Genomic DNA, 19,625 nt, shown 5'->3' with positions numbered 1-19,625 from the left:
ACACGCCCTAGTAGGCGGGTAAGTCATAAATAACGAATAATAAAGTCAGCCAATAGGAAGCAGTCGCGATGAGCAAGGAAACATTTGATAGCACTCGTTTTAACAAGAGTAAAAACAAACCCTTCGAAGAAGTTCTAGATGCAAACCTTTCAAGAAGAAATGTATTAAAAGGCGGTTTAGGCATCAGTGCAATGACCGCTTTTGGCGCGTTTGGTTTAGCGGGTCACAGCACAGCTAACGCCGCAACAATGCAAGCAACAGGCGCGCAGAAAAGCACCGCGACTCTAGCGTTTGAATCGGTTAAAGGCTCATTGACTGACAGTGTTGTCGTACCGAAAGGTTACACAGCACAAGTGCTTGTTCCTTGGGGTACGCCACTTAACAAGCAAGGTAATGCTTGGTTAAAAGACGGTACAAACAACGCACAAGACCAAGCCAACGCACTGGGAATGCACCACGATGGCATGCACTTCTTCCCACTCGACGGCAACAGCAATGATGGTTTGTTGGTGATCAACCACGAATACATTGACCAAAAAGCCCTGCACGCTAATGGTCCTACATATAATGAAGGCGCTCGTCCTAACATTGATGAAGTACGCAAAGAGATCAACGCACACGGCGTGAGTGTTGTTCGCGTGAAGCTTGAGGGTAATCAATGGGTAATGGTCGATAACGACCCACTTAACCGCCGCTACACAGGCGCAACCGTAATGGATCTTTCTGGACCTGTCGCTCACAGTGAGTTTGCCAAAACTAAATTTTCACAAGACGGTAGCCAAGCTCGTGGCACATTGAATAACTGTGGCAACGGCTACACACCTTGGGGCACTTACCTAACTTGTGAAGAGAACTGGCCAGGTTACTTCGTCAATAAAGGTACAACAACACCAGCTCAAGAGCGTATCGGCATCGCTACAGACAAAACTCGCTACGGTTGGGACACGCTTTCTGGTGACAAACAAGAACGCTTGGATGAGTTCGCACGTTTTGATGTAACACCAACCGCTGATTCACCAATGGACGATTACCGTAATGAAGCACACGGTCACGGCTACATTGTTGAAATCGACCCATACACAGCAAACTCTCGCGCTAAAAAACGTTCTGCACTGGGTTGTTTCCGTCACGAAGGCTGTACATTCGGTAAGTTGACCGAAGGAGAACCGATCGTATTCTACTCTGGCCACGATTCTCGTTTCGAATACCTCTACAAATTTGTTTCTGAAGCAAAATGGGACCCGCGTGACGCTGAGCCAAGTAACCGCCTAAGCGCGGGCGACAAATACATGGACAAAGGCACGCTTTACGTCGCTAAGTTCAACGACGACGGTTCAGGTACATGGTTACCATTAACACTCAGCAGCAAAACCACAAACGGCGGCCAGCTAGGTGATTCATATGACTCTCAAGCCGCACTTATCGTTAATACCGCAGGCGCAGCCGACCTTGTAGGCGCAACGCCAATGGATCGTCCTGAATGGTGCTCTGTAGACCCAATGACAGGTACGGCTTACTTAACGCTAACGAACAACAATAAGCGCAAAGAAGCCAATTCAGCGAACCCTCGCGTAAACAACAAGTTTGGTCATGTTATCCGCTGGGATGAAGGTAAAACGGCTGGCGAATTCGATTGGGATATCTTTGTATTCGGCTCTCCAGCAGTGGAAGATAAATCTATCAACCGCTCAGGACTAACAGACATGAACCAATTCGCGAGCCCTGACGGCTTAGCGTTTGATGCTCGTGGCATTTTGTGGATTCAGACAGATAACGGTGCAGACGAAGTTACTGGGTACACCAACGACCAAATGCTGGCAGTAGTTCCATCTCAGTTAACGGACGACAAAGGCAACAGCGCGGTGATTGATGCAAACAACCAGGCACAGCTTAAACGCTTCTTTGTGGGTCCAAACGGTTGTGAAGTGACTGGCTTTACCATAAGCCCAGACTTCAAATCACTGTTTGTGAACATCCAACACCCTGCAAACTGGCCATCGTCTGAAGATGCAACAGCTCAAACTCAAAGCAATGTTCGCCCACGAGCATCTACCGTTGTGATTCGTCGTGAAGACGGCGGTGAAATAGCGGTTTAATCGGTAGATCTGGCTAAGATCGGAAATATTTCTAACATCTAGCTATGTAAAATCAAAAAGAGCGATAAGGTTAACTGCCCTATCGCTCTTTTTCTATTCTATCAATCTTCGGTTGAAACAAGAGTCCTAGCCCTTGAGCTCATCGTCATCCTCGAGAAGGAGGAACGACTGAGTCGGGGATCTCTCTACCCGTTTTCGTTAATCGCAATACCGTTAATCACAGTTAACTCACGAACAACCACGCACCTACGCCCATCATCAAGGTGCCCGCAATGCGGTTCATTAACTTAACGTTATCGGCTTTGCCCAGCATATGTTTTAAGCTCTTTCCACCTGTCGCGTACAGAGTCATGCAAACAAATTCAGAAGCTAAGATAATAGAAACCAGAATCATCAACTGAGGTGCTAAATCTTTACTGCTGTTGATAAAAGGAGGCAGCAGAGAAATCATAAACGCCCAGCCTTTCGGGTTTGCAATCGCAGTAACAAAGCCTTGAACCACCAAGTCCCAATCATTGCTGACTTTGGTTGTTTGATTATCAGTACTGATCGCTAGTTTTCCTCTTGAACGCCACATCTGAACACCCAAGTAGAACAAGTACCCTGCACCCACAAACTTGAAGCCTGTAAATAGCCATGGGTAATTCAGCATAATAGACGCGATACCTAGTACTGCGGCCACTGAAACTACCGCGACGCCAGCCAGCTCACCGACCATCATCCATAATGTACGCTTGTAACCGATGCTCATGCCCAGTGTTAACGCCAAGGTCATACACATGCCGGGCGTGATTGATACAAAGAAAAACGTGGGAATAAAAGCCCAAAGTAGCGCGCTATCCATATTATTACCTTATCGACTTATTTTTATTTGAGTGTTCAGCTTGTTGAGTTGTCTTTGTAAGGAGCGACCTTGTATTTAGCGACACAACGAAAAAGAGCCACAATACAGTGGCTCTTTTTCAGTACCAACCGTAATTTTACTTACGACGGTTTTTAATTCGCTTCATCATAGTCAAACGGCGTTCTGCGCTTGCTTGATCTTGAGGCTCTTCGTTCGCGTTGTTCTTACGACCTTGGCGGTTTTTGTAAGCCGACTTAGTGTTCAGCTTCTCGATGTAAGCATCACGTTTCTTCGGTTCATAACCCGGTTGTTCGACACGGCGAATACGCTGTTGAATCAGTTTTTCTACTTGAACAACAGTCAGTTCTTCTTCACGGTTAACGAAAGAGATTGCATGACCTTGTTTACCAGCACGACCTGTACGACCAATACGGTGAACGTAATCTTCCGCAAGGAAAGGCATATCGTAGTTAATTACGTGTGGTAAGTCTTCGATATCAAGACCACGAGCCGCAACGTCTGTTGCTACCATTACACGCGCTCTGCCTTCTTTAAAATCGTCTAAAGCACGACGACGAGCGCTTTGCGCTTTATCACCGTGACAAAGTACCGCTTTAATACCGTCTAGCTTAAGCTCTTTAACGACATCGTTCGCTGTTTCTTTGTAGTTCACGAACACAAGCACTTGGCGCCAGTTTTTACGGCCAATAAGCTCAGAAAGCAGTTCAGTTTTACGTTCTTGATCCACTGGGTAAACCACGTGACCAACAGTTGCAGCCGTTGAGTTTTCACGCTCAACACTGATACGTTTTGGTTTACGTAGAATATCAACAGACAATTGGTTTAACTGAGTTGAAGTCGTCGCTGAGAACATCATGATTTGTGGAGAGGTCTCAACATCCAACATGATCTTGCGAACGGCATTGATAAAGCCCATATCAAGGATACGGTCAGCTTCATCAAATACTAAGAATTCTAGGTTAGCAATAGACACGTTACCCGCTTCTAAGTGCTCTTCTAAACGGCCAGGCGTTGCAACCAGAATATCGACACCCAGTTCTAGTTGACGAACTTGTGAAGACATCTTGTTACCACCGTAAACCGCAGAAACGCTTAGATCCGTGTATTTAACGTAGTCTTTAATGTTTTGAGCGATCTGCGCAGCAAGCTCACGAGTTGGAGCAAGAATAAGGCCGCGAGCCGTTCCTCTAGACGCCTTTTTACCGCTGTTCAAAAGGTGTTGGATAACAGGCAATGAAAATGCCGCTGTTTTACCCGTACCGGTTTGAGCAGTAGCAAAAATATCATGGCCTTTACGAGCCATTGGAATCGCTTTTTGTTGAATTGGAGTGAGTTTTTCATAACCACACTCAGTCAACGCTTTGACTAATTCAGGAGCAAAACCTTGAGAGGAAAATGACATTGTTACGGGTTCCTTAAGCAGACAGCCTACATTCTTATTTCAGCCGAGCACTATAAAGTAATTAGAGTGATTTATCTCACATTTATCGTGATATAACGCAAACTTTCTCATTTAATCTGGTGTTTACCCCGCCTTAAACGAAGTAAACACCGAGTTCATTGGTTCAAACAGCAAAAATGAGGCTATTTGATGCCACACAGCTTGAGTAGAATCTGCTCGAGATCGCCCCACGGCATGAGTTGTGAGTCGATCACTTCCAATCGAGATTCAAAACCATCAAGCGTAATTTCGTTCACAGATACAACTTGATTCGCCACATTAAATGCGTAGCAACCTTGGTCGGTGTTCACTACGGCTTTTACACGCTCAGCCGTTAGATCCGACAACATTGAGAATAGCGCATCGAAGTCGAACTTATGCTCTGCTCCAAACAACCAACCACAACTAAAGTAGCCCTGCCCTTTATTCTCTTTACGGATGAAAGCTTCACCGGGAGGAAGTTGGAATTGAGGTTCTTGGTCAGCGTGATCGTGATGGTGCGCTTCAAGATGAGATGAAGCACTGCCATACACTCTTTCAATGTCCAACACTTCCAATGGCACTTCACCATCATGAATTAGCTTATGGAAGACTTTGGCCGGCGTTTGATCCGTCACCCAATCATTAAACACATCGATGTCTTCAGAATGAACAAGGTCAACCTTAGTACCAAGAATCACATCGGCACTGTCTAGTTGATCATTGAAATTCTGATTCGACGTGTACTTTTCATTGGATAGATTTCGTGGGTCAACCAAACCAAGCGTCGCTTTGAGATCAACGTATGGCGTGTATTGCTCAGAAGTCAGCGTCGCAATCACTTGTTTAGGGTGACCAAGGCCTGTTGGCTCAATCAACAAGCGGTCTGGCTTTTGGCGAAGTAAAGCATTAATACCTACAGACATAGGTACACCCGCTGTACAACACATGCAACCGCCCGGCACTTCTTTAATCAAAGCACCTTGGTCCGTCATCAATGCGCCATCTATGCCGATCTCACCGAACTCATTAACCAGAACAGCCCAGTTTTCATTCTCAGGTTTGTTTTTAAGCAGATTCAAAATGGCTGTCGTTTTACCAACACCCAAGAAACCCGTAATGATGTTTGTAGGAACTTTTTTAGTCATATCAGTTCTCCTTTTTAAGGGAGTATATACTCAATTACCAAAAAGTTGACCCCAATCGCTTGTTTATACTCAGATTGGCGAGCAGAAGAATGGGTTAACTAAATAGAGGGTTAAGCTGATTAACAGAGATACAGTGCTTAACGAAGTGTAAAGACTTTGAGCAGATAAATAGATAATTGAAGTGAAAAGCAGAATTTTGGATGCTCCAGACGGACTAAAGGCGTACTTGTCAGTACGCCTCACCCTCGTTACTCAATCGTGAGTTCGCGAATCAGGAAGCCTTAAATATCGACCTGAACATTTAACGAGGAACTAAAAACTTTGTTTCTGAATCCATCCAAATTGTGTGTAAAACCTCACTTCTCCTTGCGGTTCGTTATGTTGCTTTACGATTTAACTATGGTTCATTTTTGGCGTAATACAAGTTGCTACCTGAGAATCGATCAAAACTGTGACGGCGATTACACTATATTGTCCATACATTCCATTTATGTAATACACTTCTTTCATAAATGAAATTCAACTTTGCATCTTTGCTGCTATAGGATATGCAGAGGAGGCGTATAATTTACTAAGGCCCTCCCCGCATCAACTCAGGAACCAAACTTAAATGACCAATAGAGAGAGAATTAAGCAATCCCTTTTAGCAAAAATGCCAAGGGATGCTATCAACCAATTTCTCTCTAGAGACAAAACACCCGCTTCAGTACTTTTCCTTTCTTGCATTGTCGGTATCCTTGCTGGCGTGGTGGGCACCTATTTCGAGGTTGCGGTTCATTTCATCACAGAAACTCGTACCGATTGGCTGAAAGATGAAATCGGTAGCTATTTACCACTTTGGCTTGCGGCTTTCCTTATTAGTGCTGCATTCGCTTTCATTGGCTATTTCCTCGTTCACCGTTTCGCTCCAGAAGCTGCCGGCTCAGGTATCCCTGAAATAGAAGGCGCGATGGACGGGATGCGACCTGTTCGTTGGTGGCGAGTACTTCCTGTGAAATTCTTTGGTGGTATGGGCGCGTTAGGCTCTGGCATGGTGTTAGGTCGTGAAGGGCCTACCGTGCAAATGGGCGGAAGCATCGGACGTATGGTGACTGACATATTCCGAGTGAAAGATGACGATACTCGACATTCACTGCTCGCTTCTGGTGCGGCTGGCGGTTTGGCTGCTGCGTTCAATGCTCCATTGGCTGGGATTATGTTCGTTGTTGAAGAGATGCGACCACAATTTCGCTACTCACTCATTTCAATCAAAGCCGTCATCATCTCTGCAATCTCAGCCAACATTGTATTTCGTTCGATCAATGGCCAATCTGCCGTTATCACAATGCCTCAATACCAACCGCCTGAACTGAGTGCACTGTGGTTGTTCCTATTACTTGGCGTGTTGTTCGGCGTATTTGGCGTGATCTTCAATAAGCTAATAACACTTTCGCAAGATATGTTTGTGGCAATACATAAGAACGACCGCAAACGCTACTTGATAACCGGAACCCTGCTTGGTGGCTGTTTTGGCTTGTTGCTGCTTTATATCCCGGAATTGACTGGCGGTGGTATTGGTATCATCCCGAATATCACTAATGGCAGCTACAGCACCAACATATTGCTACTGATCTTTCTAGGGCGTGTTGTCACCACTTTGCTTTGTTTTGGCTCTGGTGCTCCGGGCGGTATCTTTGCGCCGATGCTTGCACTCGGCACACTCTTTGGTTACGCATTTGGGCTTATCGCCGCGGCATTCTTTCCTGAACTGAATATCGAGCCGGGCATGTTTGCGATTGCAGGTATGGGCGCTTTATTTGCTGCAACCGTGCGTGCACCAATTACGGGTATATTACTGGTTATCGAGATGACCAATAACTACTACCTTATCCTACCGTTGATCATCACCTGTCTAGGTGCCGTAATCATTGCGCAGATGTTAGGGGGTCAGCCGATTTACAGCCAACTACTGAACCGCACGCTGAAAAACGAGAAGTTAAGACAACAAGACCTGCCTCAACAAGAGGAAGTGCGTTAATTACAAAAGACTCATGAAACAAAAGCACACATTCAACGTGCTTAATCTCCCGATTCCGTATCAAAATCAAAAAAGCAAACGTTAAACTTGGTATCATCCACTCAAAATTAGTTGAGTGCCCTCAAAATCTATTGATGAAATACTTACAGGCTCTAACTAAAGCAAATAATCCAATATTCTGTAATTAACTAAGTCGGAGCAAGTCGTTGAACTGGAGAAGATTAACCCAAGTAAAAAATGTGCCGCCATCTCAGGCGTCTTTAGCACTTGGCGTTATTGGGCTAGGACAAGCTTGGGCGCTATATATCCCGGGCATTGGTGAGATCATTCGTCCCTACCTCGCTTCATTCGGTGCGCTATTATTGCTGCCTGTTTTACTCCGTTATCTAACGAGCTTTAATACCTTCCTTAATGACATACGCCACCCATTAGTGGGTAGCTTAATGGCACCAATGAGCATGGCTTTGCTGATTCTGTGCGACTACTTAGCCGAGATATCGCCAGTCATCGCCTACCCAGTTTGGTTCTGTGCGCTATTGCTGCACTTTACCATGATGGTATTGTTCTTTGGTTTTCAGATCATCAACTTCAAAATGTCAAACATTGTACCGAGTTGGTTTCTGTATCCGGTAGGTTTGATCAGCAGTTCTTTAGCGGGCACACAGTTTGGCCATACGGTATTTTCAGAAACACTTGCGGCCACTTGTATCGGTATCTATTTCCTTATGCTGCCAGTGGTATTGTACCGCTTGGTGTTCGAAGGAAACCTGCCACGCAGAGCAAGACCAACACTGGCAATCATGGCCGCACCAGTAAACTTGTCTTTAGCCGCTTACTTGGTCAACTTTGATAATCCAGATCCTATTCTGACTGGCGCTTTGGCTGGCATTGCCATCACAATGACACTGCTGATCTACTTGTGTTACATCCGCCTAATGCGTCTGAAGTTCCAACCTTCAATTGCTGCCGTCACCTTCCCATCCGTGATCAGCGCTATTGCCATGCATCGTCTAACCACATTTTTCGGCGCGGAATACCCACAATGGTATTGGCTACACAAGTTTGGTTTCTTTGAGCTAACCATCGCGACCATTCTAGTGATTTGGGTTGCAGGTGGTTACGTGAAAATGTACTGGCCCGAGTTTTTTGATTCCGATTACATGTCTAAGAAGACGAAGCGTTCTTAATCAACTCAAGCCCTCTTTTCTAGAGACCTCTCGATTCAGCGCTCCTCCAAACAAAAAAGGCCTCACAATGTGAGGCCTTTTGAATAGGCAAGGTCGTTAATAGTTCAGGCGAGTGTTAATAGAACTATCGAGAACTATTAGAAGTTAGCGTGAGGGCCGAATACTTCGTAGTGCACGCGTGAACGTTCAACGTTAAGTGCGTCTAGTTGTTCCACGATGTTCTTCATGAAACCAACCGGGCCACAGATGTAGAAGTCACTCTCTTCAAAGCCTTTAGTGTCTGAGATAGACGCTAGATCCATTTGGCCTTGATGCGTGTTTTCACATGCAGATTCGTCTTTGTTCATGTACCACGTTTTCGCTTCCCAACCTTTGTTGGCAACAATGTCTTTAACACGAGTCGTGAAAGAGTGTTGGCCTACGTTCTCACAAGCGTGAAGGTAAAGTACTGGCTCGTTTTTATCTTCCGTATTTAGGAACTCAAGCATAGACTGCATCGGCGTTACACCAACACCTGCAGAGATAAGTGTTACTGGCTTGCTGCGCTCTTGATACATGAAGTCACCCGCTGGTGCGTAAAGATTTACTTCATCACCAACAGCAACCATATCGTGTAGGTGGTTAGATACAACGCCTTGTGTCTCTTGACCTTGTCCCTCACGTTTGACAGAAATACGGTATTGCTTGCCGTTTGGCTTATCAGACAGTGAGTATTGACGAATCTCGCTGTATTGAGAGCCTTCAGGTTTCACTTCAATACCGATGTATTGACCTGGTGTGTAATCCAGAACTTCACCGCCGTCTTTTGGCTGTAAGATGAAGCTTGTTACTAGCGCTGACTCTTCGACTTTGTCTGCAATCACAAACGCACGCGCTGCTTCCCAACCACCAACAGCTTGCTTACGCTGTAGGTAAAGTTCAGCTTCACGATCGATGAATACTTGAGCTAAGAATAGGTAAGCGGCTGTCCATGCTTCTTCCACTTCTGGAGTAAACGCGTCAGCAGCTAATTCACGTAGTGTTTCAATCAGGTGCAAACCAACAATTTGGTAGTGCTCTGGTTGAATATTAAAGCTTGTGTGTTTCTGTGCAATGCGTTCAACTGCTGTGGTTAGCGCTGCTAGATTTTCAATGTTCTTTGCATAAGCCGCGATAGCTTCAAACAGTGCTACGCCTTGGCGACCTGTTCTTTGGTGAGTCATATTGAAGATATCTTTTAACTCAGGGTTATGTGTGAACATACGTTGATAAAAGTGCTGAGTTAAAGCTGGGCCTGCGCTCTCAAGTAGAGGGATAGTAGATTTGATGATTTCGATATGTGCATTGTTAAGCATGAATTTACTCCGAACACTGAGCCTTATGACCTATATGTCATTTTGACTACTAAAAATTAAGAATGACTTATCGATTTTCTGAAACCTGAGTTATTTTTAGAAACTGAGTTATTTTGACTCGTTTTCATTTCAAAAAATCGCGAAACCTGATTAATGCCACCTGATTGATTGAGATCAAGAATAGTCTGTTTAATCAGCGCTATAATTGGGCTTCGCTGTCTCTTTTGCACAATCAGTGCCAACTTTATCAATCCCCGTCATTACTGGTTTCCCTTTCAAAATACATCTTATAAAAATGTCAAAAAGACCTTTTTTTTAAGTCAATAAGACTCTATTATGTAGATAAACACACACAGTTAGAGTTTTTTATGCAAGATATCTCCGCATCTACCCTCATGGAAATGACCATTGGCCTCGCAAGTGGTGTGAACGATCAAGATCGTTTCAATCGCCTGATCGATGCCATTCGCAAAACCATAACGTGTGATTGTGTCGCGCTTTTAAGCCTTCAAGGCGACACGCTAGTACCTATAGCAATGCAAGGGCTCAGCCGAGATACATTCGGTCGTCGCTTTATCATTTCAGAACACCCTCGTTTTGATGAGATTTGCGCATCACGCTCTCCTGTTCGTTTTGATGCTGATAGCTCGCTACCTGATCCTTTCGATGGCTTACTGATCGATCATGACGGCGATCTACCAATGCACGCCTGCATGGGTTTGCCTCTGCTGTTTGGTGACAAATTGTTAGGGGTGCTAACCCTGGACAGCCTAAAACCAGATGTATTTGCGAATATTCCTGCCCGCAACCTTGAGGTGCTGGCAGCTATTGCAGCGTCAACTATGCAGATGGCACTGACCTTCTCGCAACTTGAGCATCAAGCAAAACAGTCAAAGCAATTACTGGAAGAGTTGAACGTAGAAGCCTGGGAACGTGACGGCGGCGAGTTAATTGGTAACAGTGACACCATGGTCGCGCTTAAGAACGACATTGCCGTTGTCGCACCGTCTGAATTTAATATCTTGATTCATGGTGACACTGGTGTTGGTAAAGAGCTTGTTGCTCGTACCCTGCACCATCAATCGCAACGTAAACGTAACCCGTTGGTCTACGTCAACTGTGCTGCTATTCCTGAGAACTTGGTAGAGAGTGAACTATTTGGTCACGTTCGTGGCGCGTTTACTGGCGCAGACAAAAACCGCTTAGGTAAGTTTGCGTTAGCCGATGGTGGCACACTGTTCTTAGATGAGATTGGTGAATTGCCTTTGGCCGCGCAAAGTAAACTACTACGTGCTCTACAAAACAACGAAATTCAACCTGTTGGCCAAGACAACATTCAAACCATTGATGTGCGAGTATTGGCAGCGACTAACCGAGATCTAAAGCAAGAAGTTGAAGACGGGCGATTCAGAGCCGATTTATATCACCGACTGAGTGTGTACCCTATCGCAGTACCTGCACTAAAAGATCGTGGTGACGACATCAGCCTATTAGCGGGTTTCTTCTTAGAACAAGCACGTCGTAAACTTGGTATCAACCAAGTTAAGTTCCGCTCTGACGTTCTTTCTTTCCTAAATCGTTATGGTTGGCCAGGTAACGTTCGTGAACTTGAGCACGTGATCAGTCGTTCAGCATTGAAAGCATTGGCGCGTAGCACGAATAAAAACCTGGTGACAATTACCAAGGAAGATTGTGGTCCACTCGACCAAGACCAGCCAATTGCGACGACACAGGTGAAGAACACACCGTTATCGACACCAACGATCGATCTTTCTGCAGGGCTGCGCGGTGCAACAGATGATTTTCAACGCAGTATCATTACTGAGGTATTGGAAGATGCCAATTTTAACTGGGCACAAGCAGGCCGTATTTTGAAAACAGACCGAGCAAACCTGACTCGACTGTCTAAGCGTTTAGGGCTAAATGTGGCTAAGTCTCACACGATCGAACGGACAAAATAGATATTAGCGGTTTGTTGCGAGCATCTGGCAAAACTTGTGTATATAATGCTGCAAATTGTAACGCTAATTTTAAATATGTAGAGAGAGTTATGAAGTTTATCCGTTGGTTCTTAGGTCGTGTCATCTTGTTATTGAATTTTGTTTTCAGCCCACGTGGTGTTAAGCGTTCTCAAGAAGAGCAAAGCAAAGTAAACGAGCAAGCAAAAACGCACACGTTATACCAATTCGAAGCGTGCCCATTTTGTGTGAAAGTGCGCCGCGCGATGAAACGTCAGTCGGTTCAATTTGAACTTCGTGATGCAAAAAACAACGAGCAACACCGTGCAGAGCTTGAAGCTGGCGGCGGTCGTGTGAAAGTGCCTTGTCTACGTATCGAAAAAGACGGCAAAACTGAGTGGATGTACGAATCTTCAGATATCGTGACTTACTTAGAAAAGCAGTTTGCATAAGCAATAAAGCGACAAAATCTAGATACAAAAAACCCCTCAAATGTGAGGGATTTTTTATGTCTATTATTTGGCATAAGCCGTTTCAAATGAGGTGCGAAAGTTCAAACGACTACTTCGCTACGATCAGCATCAATTCTACACGGCGGTTACACGCCTTGCCTTGCGCAGAGGCGTTGGTACAAGCTGGAACATATTCGCCAAAGCCACGAGTATAAATGGAGCGACTCGACACATAGTTACTCTCTAATCGAGCCTTCACTTCTTTTGCGCGCTTCTCTGAAAGCGGATCGTTGATTCGATCTGTGCCCGTATTATCAGTATGCCCTTCTATGACCACATCAATATCTTGGCGTTGAGCAAGATAGCTGCCTAGCGTATCTAGCCATTGATTATAAACAGGCTCAGGGAATGCAGAACCTGTTTTAAAGTTCACGTGCTGCTCAAGCTTTACCATTACATGATTGCCCGGTAAAACTTCAAAATCGATACGGTTTTGTCTGAGGAAAACTTCTAGCGGATCATTGGTTGATACGCCTCGACCATAGTTGCTGGTAATGGTTGTTTGCTGACGAGAGTTACTCTGCATTGAATAGCCACGATTGCTTGCTACATGTGTAGTCTGAACCACGCCCCATTCAGGATGCATCAAGTCGTAATCGGTTTGCGGCGCAGTTTCTAGCATATCATCACCCAACATACCCGTTGGTAATGTCGTTTCACACCCTGCCAAAGCTATGCTTAACATTATTGCTAAATATCTCATTACTTCACCAACCACTCATGCAGATAAACCATTCACTAATGTCTATATCGGCACCGAGGGAAAAACTTTAGACGAAAACTTTCGACAAAAGAGCCTGCATCAAAAAAAGTGCTATTGATCACAGTTAACAGTCAACTAGACTGTCTTAACTCGCTAGTTCGAACTGTTTGCATTTATTTACCTTATAATTGTTTTCCAATTCGTACTAAATAGTTAGAATCTCACGACTTCTCAACGCTAGAGCAAACATTATGTTTAAACCATTTACTAAATTCATCATAGCACTCGCTGCCGTACTTATCATCGCGGGTTGTAGTGAAACAGACGAGCCACAAAAAGGCGTTCAATACGAAGCGCTTCCAACTGCTCTAACAGAATTTAACTTGTCTCCGATCACTGAAATCTTCTCTCTTAACTGTGGTCACTGCCGTCAAATGGAAAGTGCAATTCCAGAGATTGAATCTCTAACAGACCAAACTATTGGCAAGATGCATGTGACGTTCAACGAAAGCGCTCAAATCAGCGCAATGATCTACTACACAGCAGTGATGCAGCTTGATGCGACGCCTGACCACGCATTCATGGACGACCTATTTGGTGCCGTTCAAATGGGTGCAGATGCAACGCCTGAGCAGCGTCAACAAGCACTAGAGACAGCGTTTACTTCTCGTGGTTTGGTTAGCCCATACCAGCTGAACAAAGAACAGCAAGTCGCTCTTTTCGACTACGTTAAAAAAGCAGAAGAGATCTCAGTAAAAGGTCAGATCAACTCAGTACCAACCTTTATCATCAACGGTAAATACCAAGTACTAACAGCAGGTCACCAAGACGTTGCTGGCATTGCAAAAACGATCAACTACCTTTTGACTCAACCATAACCACGGCTTTAGTCAACTGATTAACACATTTTGTATTAGCTACGAAATTCAGCACTCAATATAAATAGGTTTTACTATGTCTAAATTTGTCATCCCGGTCATTGTCTTTCTTTTGGCGGGTTTCATGATTTACCGTACTTGGACGAATCATAAGTCTGGTGCAGAGAACTTCGAACAAGGTCAACAGTTCCTTATCGAGAACGGCGCCAAAGAAGGTGTTGTAACGACTGAAAGCGGCCTACAGTACCTTGTACTTGAAGAAGGCACAGGTACAGAGCACCCAACAAAGAACAGCAAAGTAACAGTTCACTACCACGGCACTTTGATTGACGGCACGGTTTTCGATAGCTCGGTTGAGCGCGGCGAGCCAATCTCATTTGCTCTTAAGCAAGTAATTAAAGGCTGGCAAGAAGGTTTGACTTACATGGTTGAAGGCCAAAAAGTTCGTCTATTCATTCCAAGCACTCTAGCTTACGGTAAAGGCGGTTCAGGCCCTATCCCACCATCATCGACTCTGATTTTTGATGTAGAACTTATCTCTATCAAATAATCGAAGTAACTGATTTAAGCCCCAACATACGCGCTATGTTGGGGCTTTTTTATATCTGAACATTTGAAGCCTCTTTAGATATTGAGCTATTTAGCGACCTTAACAACGACCAAATATAATCTCGAAAACCAACCACTAGACGACTGGTCTAATTTAACCTATAGTACCGCCCATGAACGAAAAAACGAATGACACACGCCTGCATGTTTTAGATGTTGGCTATCAACTAATAGTAAACAACGGCTTTAACGGCGTTGGCCTATCGCAATTGCTTAAAGAAGCGGACGTGCCGAAAGGGTCGTTTTACCACTACTTTAAATCTAAAGAGCAATTTGGCGAGGCGTTGATTCAGCACTATTTTGAAAACTACATCACTAAGATTGAAGCAATTTTAGTACACGGTGAAGGTAATCATTATCAGCGAATCTTGAGCTATTTCTCGCTATGGGCGAAGACCGAAAACGGCACCTGTAATGCTCATAAATGCTTGGTCGTTAAACTCAGTGCGGAAGTTTCTGATCTCTCTGATCCTATGCGCCAAGCGCTATTAAAGGGTGCTGAGAAAGTAACGAATACCATCGAACAGTGCATTGTCGGCGGTATTGAAGATGGCTCTATAAAGGTTGAAGAGAACCAAGAAGCAGCTCAGAACCTATACTCCATGTGGTTAGGTGCAAGCTTATTAAGCAAGCTGAGCCAGAGCTCCCATAGCTTACAGTCGGCTTTGAGCCTTACCGAACGCATTTTAAAAGGTGGAAGCTAATAACGCGCAACGCGTTTTATTTGCTTTAACTTAAAACAAATCACCCGCCCTCTTATCAGTTTGATGATGGCGGGATTTTTAGACAATAAGACTAGACGACTGGTCTAATTCTAAATGTATAACATAAATTAAGGATATCCAATGACTCAACAAGACAATCGCCGCATCGTATTGGCTTCTCGCCCAGTTGGCGCACCAACTCAAGACAACTTCCGTTTAGAGTCAGCAGCCGCGCCAAGTATCAAAGACGGCGAGATGTTACTTCGCTCAGTTTACCTTTCTCTAGACCCATACATGCGTGGTCGTATGAGCGATGCTAAATCCTACGCAGACCCCGTTGCGATTGATGAAGTGATGGTAGGCGCAACCGTATGTCAGGTTGAAGAGTCAAACCACGCTGATTACGAAACTGGCGAATGGGTTCTCGCTTACACAGGTTGGCAAGATCTTGGTGTGTCTAGCGGTGAAGGCCTAATCAAACTAGGCAAAGAACCGACGCACCCTTCTTACGCGCTTGGCATCATGGGTATGCCTGGTTTTACTGCTTACATGGGCTTGCTTGATATCGGCCAACCTAAAGAAGGCGACACGTTAGTCGTTGCAGCAGCAACAGGTGCTGTAGGCGCAACCGTTGGACAAATCGGCAAACTAAAAGGCTGTCGTGTTATCGGCGTTGCAGGCGGTCAAGAGAAGTGCCAATACGCGAAAGAGGTTCTTGGTTTTGACGAATGTATCAACCACAAAGCTGACGATTTCGCGGAGCAATTGGCTAAAGCATGTGACAACGGCATCGACGTTTACTTTGAAAACGTTGGCGGCAAGGTATTCGATGCAGTAATGCCTTTGCTTAATACAGGTGCTCGTATTCCTGTGTGTGGCCTTATCTCTCAATACAATGCGACATCACTGCCTGAAGGCCCAGATCGTATGTCTAGCCTGATGGGTATGCTGCTTGTTAAAAGAATTAAGATGCAAGGTTTCATCATCTTTGATGACTACGCGCACCGTTACAACGAATTTGCTGTTCAAATGACAAAATGGCTATCTCAAGGCAAGATGCACTATCGTGAGCACCTGGTTGAAGGTCTAGAGAATGCGCCACAAGCATTCATGGGCCTATTGGAAGGTCAGAACTTCGGTAAGCTTGTTATCAAAACGAACGAAGCTAAATAAATTCAATAAACTGAACCCGTTAACTAGGTAGAATCATGATTACTTTGCATCACCTGAATAAGTCGCGCTCAAAGCGCATCATCTGGCTATTGGAAGAGCTTGGGGTAGATTACCAAATCAAACCCTACCAACGAGACAGTGTCACTTTTCTTGCGCCACCAGAACTTAAATCCATTCACCCATTGGGTAAGTCTCCTGTCATTGAAGACGATGGCGTCGTGATCACTGAATCTGGTGCTATCACGGAATACCTAATCGACAAATACGGTCAGGGTAAGTTCGCACCTACTCGCGGCACCGCAGACTACGTCGAATATTCGCAGTGGCTTCACTTCGCTGAGAGCTCAGGTATTTTGCCAATGTTGCTTAAGATCTTTGTGATGAAAGACGGCTGTGAAACTAACTTCCTAGGCGGTTATGCAGACGATGAAAACCAAAAGATCTTAACTTACGTGAATAATGCACTTGAAGGTAAAACCTACTTGGTTGCAGACACACTAACAGGTGCAGATTTTATGATGTCGTTCATCGTAGAAATCGTGGGTAACTTTGGTGCAACTGCGCTTTACCCTAACATTGCTAAATACGGCGAGCTTTTAAAGAGCCACCCTGCTTACCAAAAAGCTGAGCAAGTAGAGCTAGAACACTCGAACTGATCGAGTTTCACTCAAACACGTGCTTGCTAGGGTAAACACAAGAAACTAAATGAAGCCAAAGCCGATTTATCTTCTGCTTTGGCTTCTCATTTGTCTTCATTTCGACAACAATATCGAACTCTAACTGAACAGCCATAGAGTTTGATCTTAATGCCAGCAAACCTCGCTCAATACACACCTCTGCACCTACCAAACACGAATGTCGATTTAGCGCTACCGACCCGTTTTACGTTTCCGTATTACTATACCCCACACCCTGTGTGTGAACTCGCTATGCTACAGCTTCAGCAATCACTTATCGACTGTGGTGTGAATGAAAACTCGCAAGGTAATCTCTACGCTGTGCTTCTTGTTCAGAATCCAACAACACAAGAGTTAGGCTACCTTTCTGCGTTTTCTGGCTTGCAGTTAGATCCGGCTTTGGTCTCTCAGTTAAACAACATTCACTTTGTTCCACCAGCCTTCGATTCAAAACAGTTTCACTCTCAAAACAGTGCGAACCTTGCTCACCAATTGCAACTTGCGGGTGACATTGAAAAGCTACAACAGTCGCACAACCTAGACGCATTATTGGCCAAGCTTGAAGGGTTAAAAATCGAATCAGCACAAGCTATCGAAGCCTTTCAGTTAGCTATGGCCGCGAATAAAGCCCAACGTAACGAACTCAGAGAGCAAGCAAACCAAGAAAAAGCATTAGGGAATCTAGAGTCGGCGACGAATTTGCTCAAACAACTGGGTAATCAAAGTAGCCAAGAGAAACGTGACCTAAAAGCACTTCGTATTGAGTGGAAACAGAAGATCGCAGAGCGCCAATCACACGTTAATTTGATTGAAAACGAACTGAAAAACCGTAAGCAAGATCACCAAGCAGTTTCACAGCTGTTGGAAACTCAACGCCTCTCTCACTATCGCTTTATCGATCAAGCCAAGCAATCTAAGAACTTGCTCGAATTACTCGATGGCAAAGACGCACTTGAAGGCTCTGGCGACTGCTGCCTACCTAAGTTGCTTAACTTTGCGTTTGAACACGGATTCAAGCCGTTAGCATTATCTGAATTTTGGTGGGGATTACCGCCTACAGATATCATTCGACAACACGGAAACCTCTACCCGGTTTGTCAGAGTAAAAGCTTTGAGATCCTCGACCACCAGCTGAGTGGTATTGAACTAGAAGATAACCCACTTATCGTGAACCCTGCTGTAGGCAAGTCTTTTGATATTGTTTATGAAGACGATGAAATCGTAGTCGTCAATAAGCCTGAAGAGTTCTTGTCGGTTCCTGGTAAGTTCATCGAAGATTCTGTTTATACACGCATTAAAGCGCGTTACCCGGATGCGACTGGCCCTTTGATTATTCATAGATTGGATATGTCGACGTCAGGTTTGTTGATCTTGGCGCTCACGGCAGAGTCAAACAAGCACATTCAGAAGCAGTTCATTGATAGAACCGTAGAGAAGCGCTACACCGCTTTGTTAGATGGTGAGGTAACGGGTGAATCTGGCGACATCAGCCTTCCTTTGCGCGGCGACATCACGGATAGACCAAGACAACTGGTTTGCCACCAACACGGCCGAAATGCAGAAACCCACTGGCAGGCGGTTGGCACTCACAATGGCAAAACCAAGGTTCACTTGTACCCTAAAACAGGGCGAACCCACCAGCTGCGAGTGCACTGTGCTCATCCATTAGGGCTTGGTGTGCCTATTCGTGGTGACGACTTATACGGATACAAACGAGAGCGCTTACACCTACACGCTGGCTACCTAAAGTTGATTCACCCGACAACCGGTGAATGGATGGAGTTTGAAGTGCCTTCTGAGTTTTAAATGATTTCTATTTGGTAGGGCTTCGTGCCCTACTCTTATTTTCTTTGCCTCTCACCTCTATCGCTACATACGAATAAACTTAGTACGCTGCAATGACCAAGAAGCCAGAGCCCAACAGAGTCACCATCGCGGGAATACCATCCTTCCACGTATCGAATCTCAAGTGAAAGTAAATCGCCCCTAGTGAAGTACTCGCTAATATCAAACCTCCCATCATTTGCGTATGTTCAGGTGCTAAACCAACCAAAGCACAGAGCAACAATACAGCTCCAGTAAACTCAACCATGCCAACTAGAAACATGACCACTCGGTTTAATCCATAGCTTTTAAAAAAACCAAGTTGGATTTCGAACACTTTACGCTGCCAAGCAAGTGTCTTGATTGAGCTTGCCAATAAAAAGAACACCACCAGTAATACACTCACCAATAAAATCATATTGCCACCTTTCTTAAGAATTATTAACGTCAGTGGGATTATTTAACCATTCATAAATCGAGCGATAAATGCTAATTTTATGATGGTTAAGATTCCAATTTG

General features: G+C 44.7%; 17 protein-coding genes. 11 read left to right on the top strand and 6 right to left on the bottom strand.

What is annotated here, in order from left to right; translation table 11 throughout:
• Positions 1 to 68: 68 nt before the first annotated feature.
• The gene (locus CWO08_RS17855; RefSeq protein ID WP_108020868.1) at positions 69 to 2,096 is read left to right on the top strand and encodes a PhoX family phosphatase; all 2,028 of its coding nucleotides are present in this window, start codon (positions 69 to 71) and stop codon (positions 2,094 to 2,096) included.
• 223 nt (positions 2,097 to 2,319) lie between these two features.
• Here CWO08_RS17855 and CWO08_RS17850 read toward each other — a convergent pair whose 3' ends face one another.
• From CWO08_RS17850 to CWO08_RS17840, 3 genes are all read right to left on the bottom strand, one after another.
• Entirely contained in the window at positions 2,320 to 2,940 is a 621-nt protein-coding gene (locus tag CWO08_RS17850; protein ID WP_108020867.1) for a LysE family translocator, read from the bottom strand.
• A gap of 136 nt (positions 2,941 to 3,076) precedes the next feature.
• A complete protein-coding gene (locus CWO08_RS17845; protein ID WP_019821956.1) occupies positions 3,077 to 4,363 on the bottom strand; it encodes a DEAD/DEAH box helicase in 1,287 nt (428 codons plus the stop codon).
• A 182-nt stretch (positions 4,364 to 4,545) separates the two neighbouring features.
• The gene (locus CWO08_RS17840; protein ID WP_048660059.1) at positions 4,546 to 5,529 is read right to left on the bottom strand and encodes a GTP-binding protein; all 984 of its coding nucleotides are present in this window, start codon (positions 5,527 to 5,529) and stop codon (positions 4,546 to 4,548) included.
• A 610-nt stretch (positions 5,530 to 6,139) separates the two neighbouring features.
• Here CWO08_RS17840 and clcA point away from each other — a divergent pair.
• Positions 6,140 to 7,546, top strand: a complete 1,407-nt coding sequence (gene clcA, locus CWO08_RS17835) for a H(+)/Cl(-) exchange transporter ClcA (protein WP_108020866.1) — start codon at positions 6,140 to 6,142, stop codon at positions 7,544 to 7,546.
• 206 nt (positions 7,547 to 7,752) lie between these two features.
• Positions 7,753 to 8,733, top strand: coding sequence for a TDT family transporter (locus CWO08_RS17830; RefSeq protein ID WP_170960777.1), 981 nt, complete (start codon positions 7,753 to 7,755; stop codon positions 8,731 to 8,733).
• Between the two features lie 137 nt (positions 8,734 to 8,870).
• Here CWO08_RS17830 and hmpA read toward each other — a convergent pair whose 3' ends face one another.
• Positions 8,871 to 10,067 (bottom strand): NO-inducible flavohemoprotein, encoded by a 1,197-nt coding sequence (hmpA, locus tag CWO08_RS17825; protein ID WP_108020865.1) that lies wholly within the window; start codon positions 10,065 to 10,067, stop codon positions 8,871 to 8,873.
• A gap of 368 nt (positions 10,068 to 10,435) precedes the next feature.
• On the opposite strand from hmpA, the gene norR reads away from it, so the two are divergent.
• Positions 10,436 to 12,028, top strand: a complete 1,593-nt coding sequence (gene norR, locus CWO08_RS17820; RefSeq protein ID WP_048660055.1) for a nitric oxide reductase transcriptional regulator NorR — start codon at positions 10,436 to 10,438, stop codon at positions 12,026 to 12,028.
• Between the two features lie 89 nt (positions 12,029 to 12,117).
• Positions 12,118 to 12,477 carry a glutaredoxin gene (locus tag CWO08_RS17815; RefSeq protein WP_017062638.1) on the top strand — a complete coding sequence of 120 codons (360 nt, stop codon included), beginning with the start codon at positions 12,118 to 12,120 and terminating at the stop codon, positions 12,475 to 12,477.
• Between the two features lie 109 nt (positions 12,478 to 12,586).
• Here the strand turns inward: CWO08_RS17815 and CWO08_RS17810 are convergent, their stop codons facing one another.
• Complete coding sequence (locus tag CWO08_RS17810) at positions 12,587 to 13,222, bottom strand: OmpA family protein (RefSeq protein WP_108020864.1); 636 nt, start codon at positions 13,220 to 13,222, stop codon at positions 12,587 to 12,589.
• A 269-nt stretch (positions 13,223 to 13,491) separates the two neighbouring features.
• Between CWO08_RS17810 and CWO08_RS17800 the strand changes: the two genes are divergently transcribed.
• The 6 genes from CWO08_RS17800 (at position 13,492) to CWO08_RS17775 (ending at position 19,087) form a co-directional block, all read left to right on the top strand.
• Positions 13,492 to 14,118 (top strand): thioredoxin domain-containing protein, encoded by a 627-nt coding sequence (locus CWO08_RS17800; protein ID WP_019821972.1) that lies wholly within the window; start codon positions 13,492 to 13,494, stop codon positions 14,116 to 14,118.
• A gap of 76 nt (positions 14,119 to 14,194) precedes the next feature.
• Entirely contained in the window at positions 14,195 to 14,668 is a 474-nt protein-coding gene (locus CWO08_RS17795; protein WP_050634254.1) for an FKBP-type peptidyl-prolyl cis-trans isomerase, read from the top strand.
• A 172-nt stretch (positions 14,669 to 14,840) separates the two neighbouring features.
• The gene (locus tag CWO08_RS17790) at positions 14,841 to 15,431 is read left to right on the top strand and encodes a TetR/AcrR family transcriptional regulator (protein ID WP_108020863.1); all 591 of its coding nucleotides are present in this window, start codon (positions 14,841 to 14,843) and stop codon (positions 15,429 to 15,431) included.
• A gap of 141 nt (positions 15,432 to 15,572) precedes the next feature.
• Complete coding sequence (locus CWO08_RS17785) at positions 15,573 to 16,604, top strand: NADP-dependent oxidoreductase (RefSeq protein WP_108020862.1); 1,032 nt, start codon at positions 15,573 to 15,575, stop codon at positions 16,602 to 16,604.
• 35 nt (positions 16,605 to 16,639) lie between these two features.
• Positions 16,640 to 17,260 carry a glutathione S-transferase family protein gene (locus CWO08_RS17780; protein WP_050634257.1) on the top strand — a complete coding sequence of 207 codons (621 nt, stop codon included), beginning with the start codon at positions 16,640 to 16,642 and terminating at the stop codon, positions 17,258 to 17,260.
• Between the two features lie 150 nt (positions 17,261 to 17,410).
• A complete protein-coding gene (locus CWO08_RS17775) occupies positions 17,411 to 19,087 on the top strand; it encodes an RluA family pseudouridine synthase (RefSeq protein ID WP_108020861.1) in 1,677 nt (558 codons plus the stop codon).
• 79 nt (positions 19,088 to 19,166) lie between these two features.
• On the opposite strand, the gene CWO08_RS17770 is transcribed toward CWO08_RS17775, so the two are convergent.
• Complete coding sequence (locus CWO08_RS17770) at positions 19,167 to 19,547, bottom strand: DoxX family protein (RefSeq protein WP_108020860.1); 381 nt, start codon at positions 19,545 to 19,547, stop codon at positions 19,167 to 19,169.
• Between the last annotated feature and the right edge of the window lie 78 nt (positions 19,548 to 19,625).

Origin of the sequence: Vibrio sp. 10N.286.48.B8, from assembly GCF_003050085.1 — a bacterium.
Classification (GTDB): domain Bacteria; phylum Pseudomonadota; class Gammaproteobacteria; order Enterobacterales; family Vibrionaceae; genus Vibrio; species Vibrio crassostreae.
The sequence above is the reverse complement of the archived record's forward strand: the minus strand, read 5'-3'. Positions and strand labels throughout refer to the sequence as shown.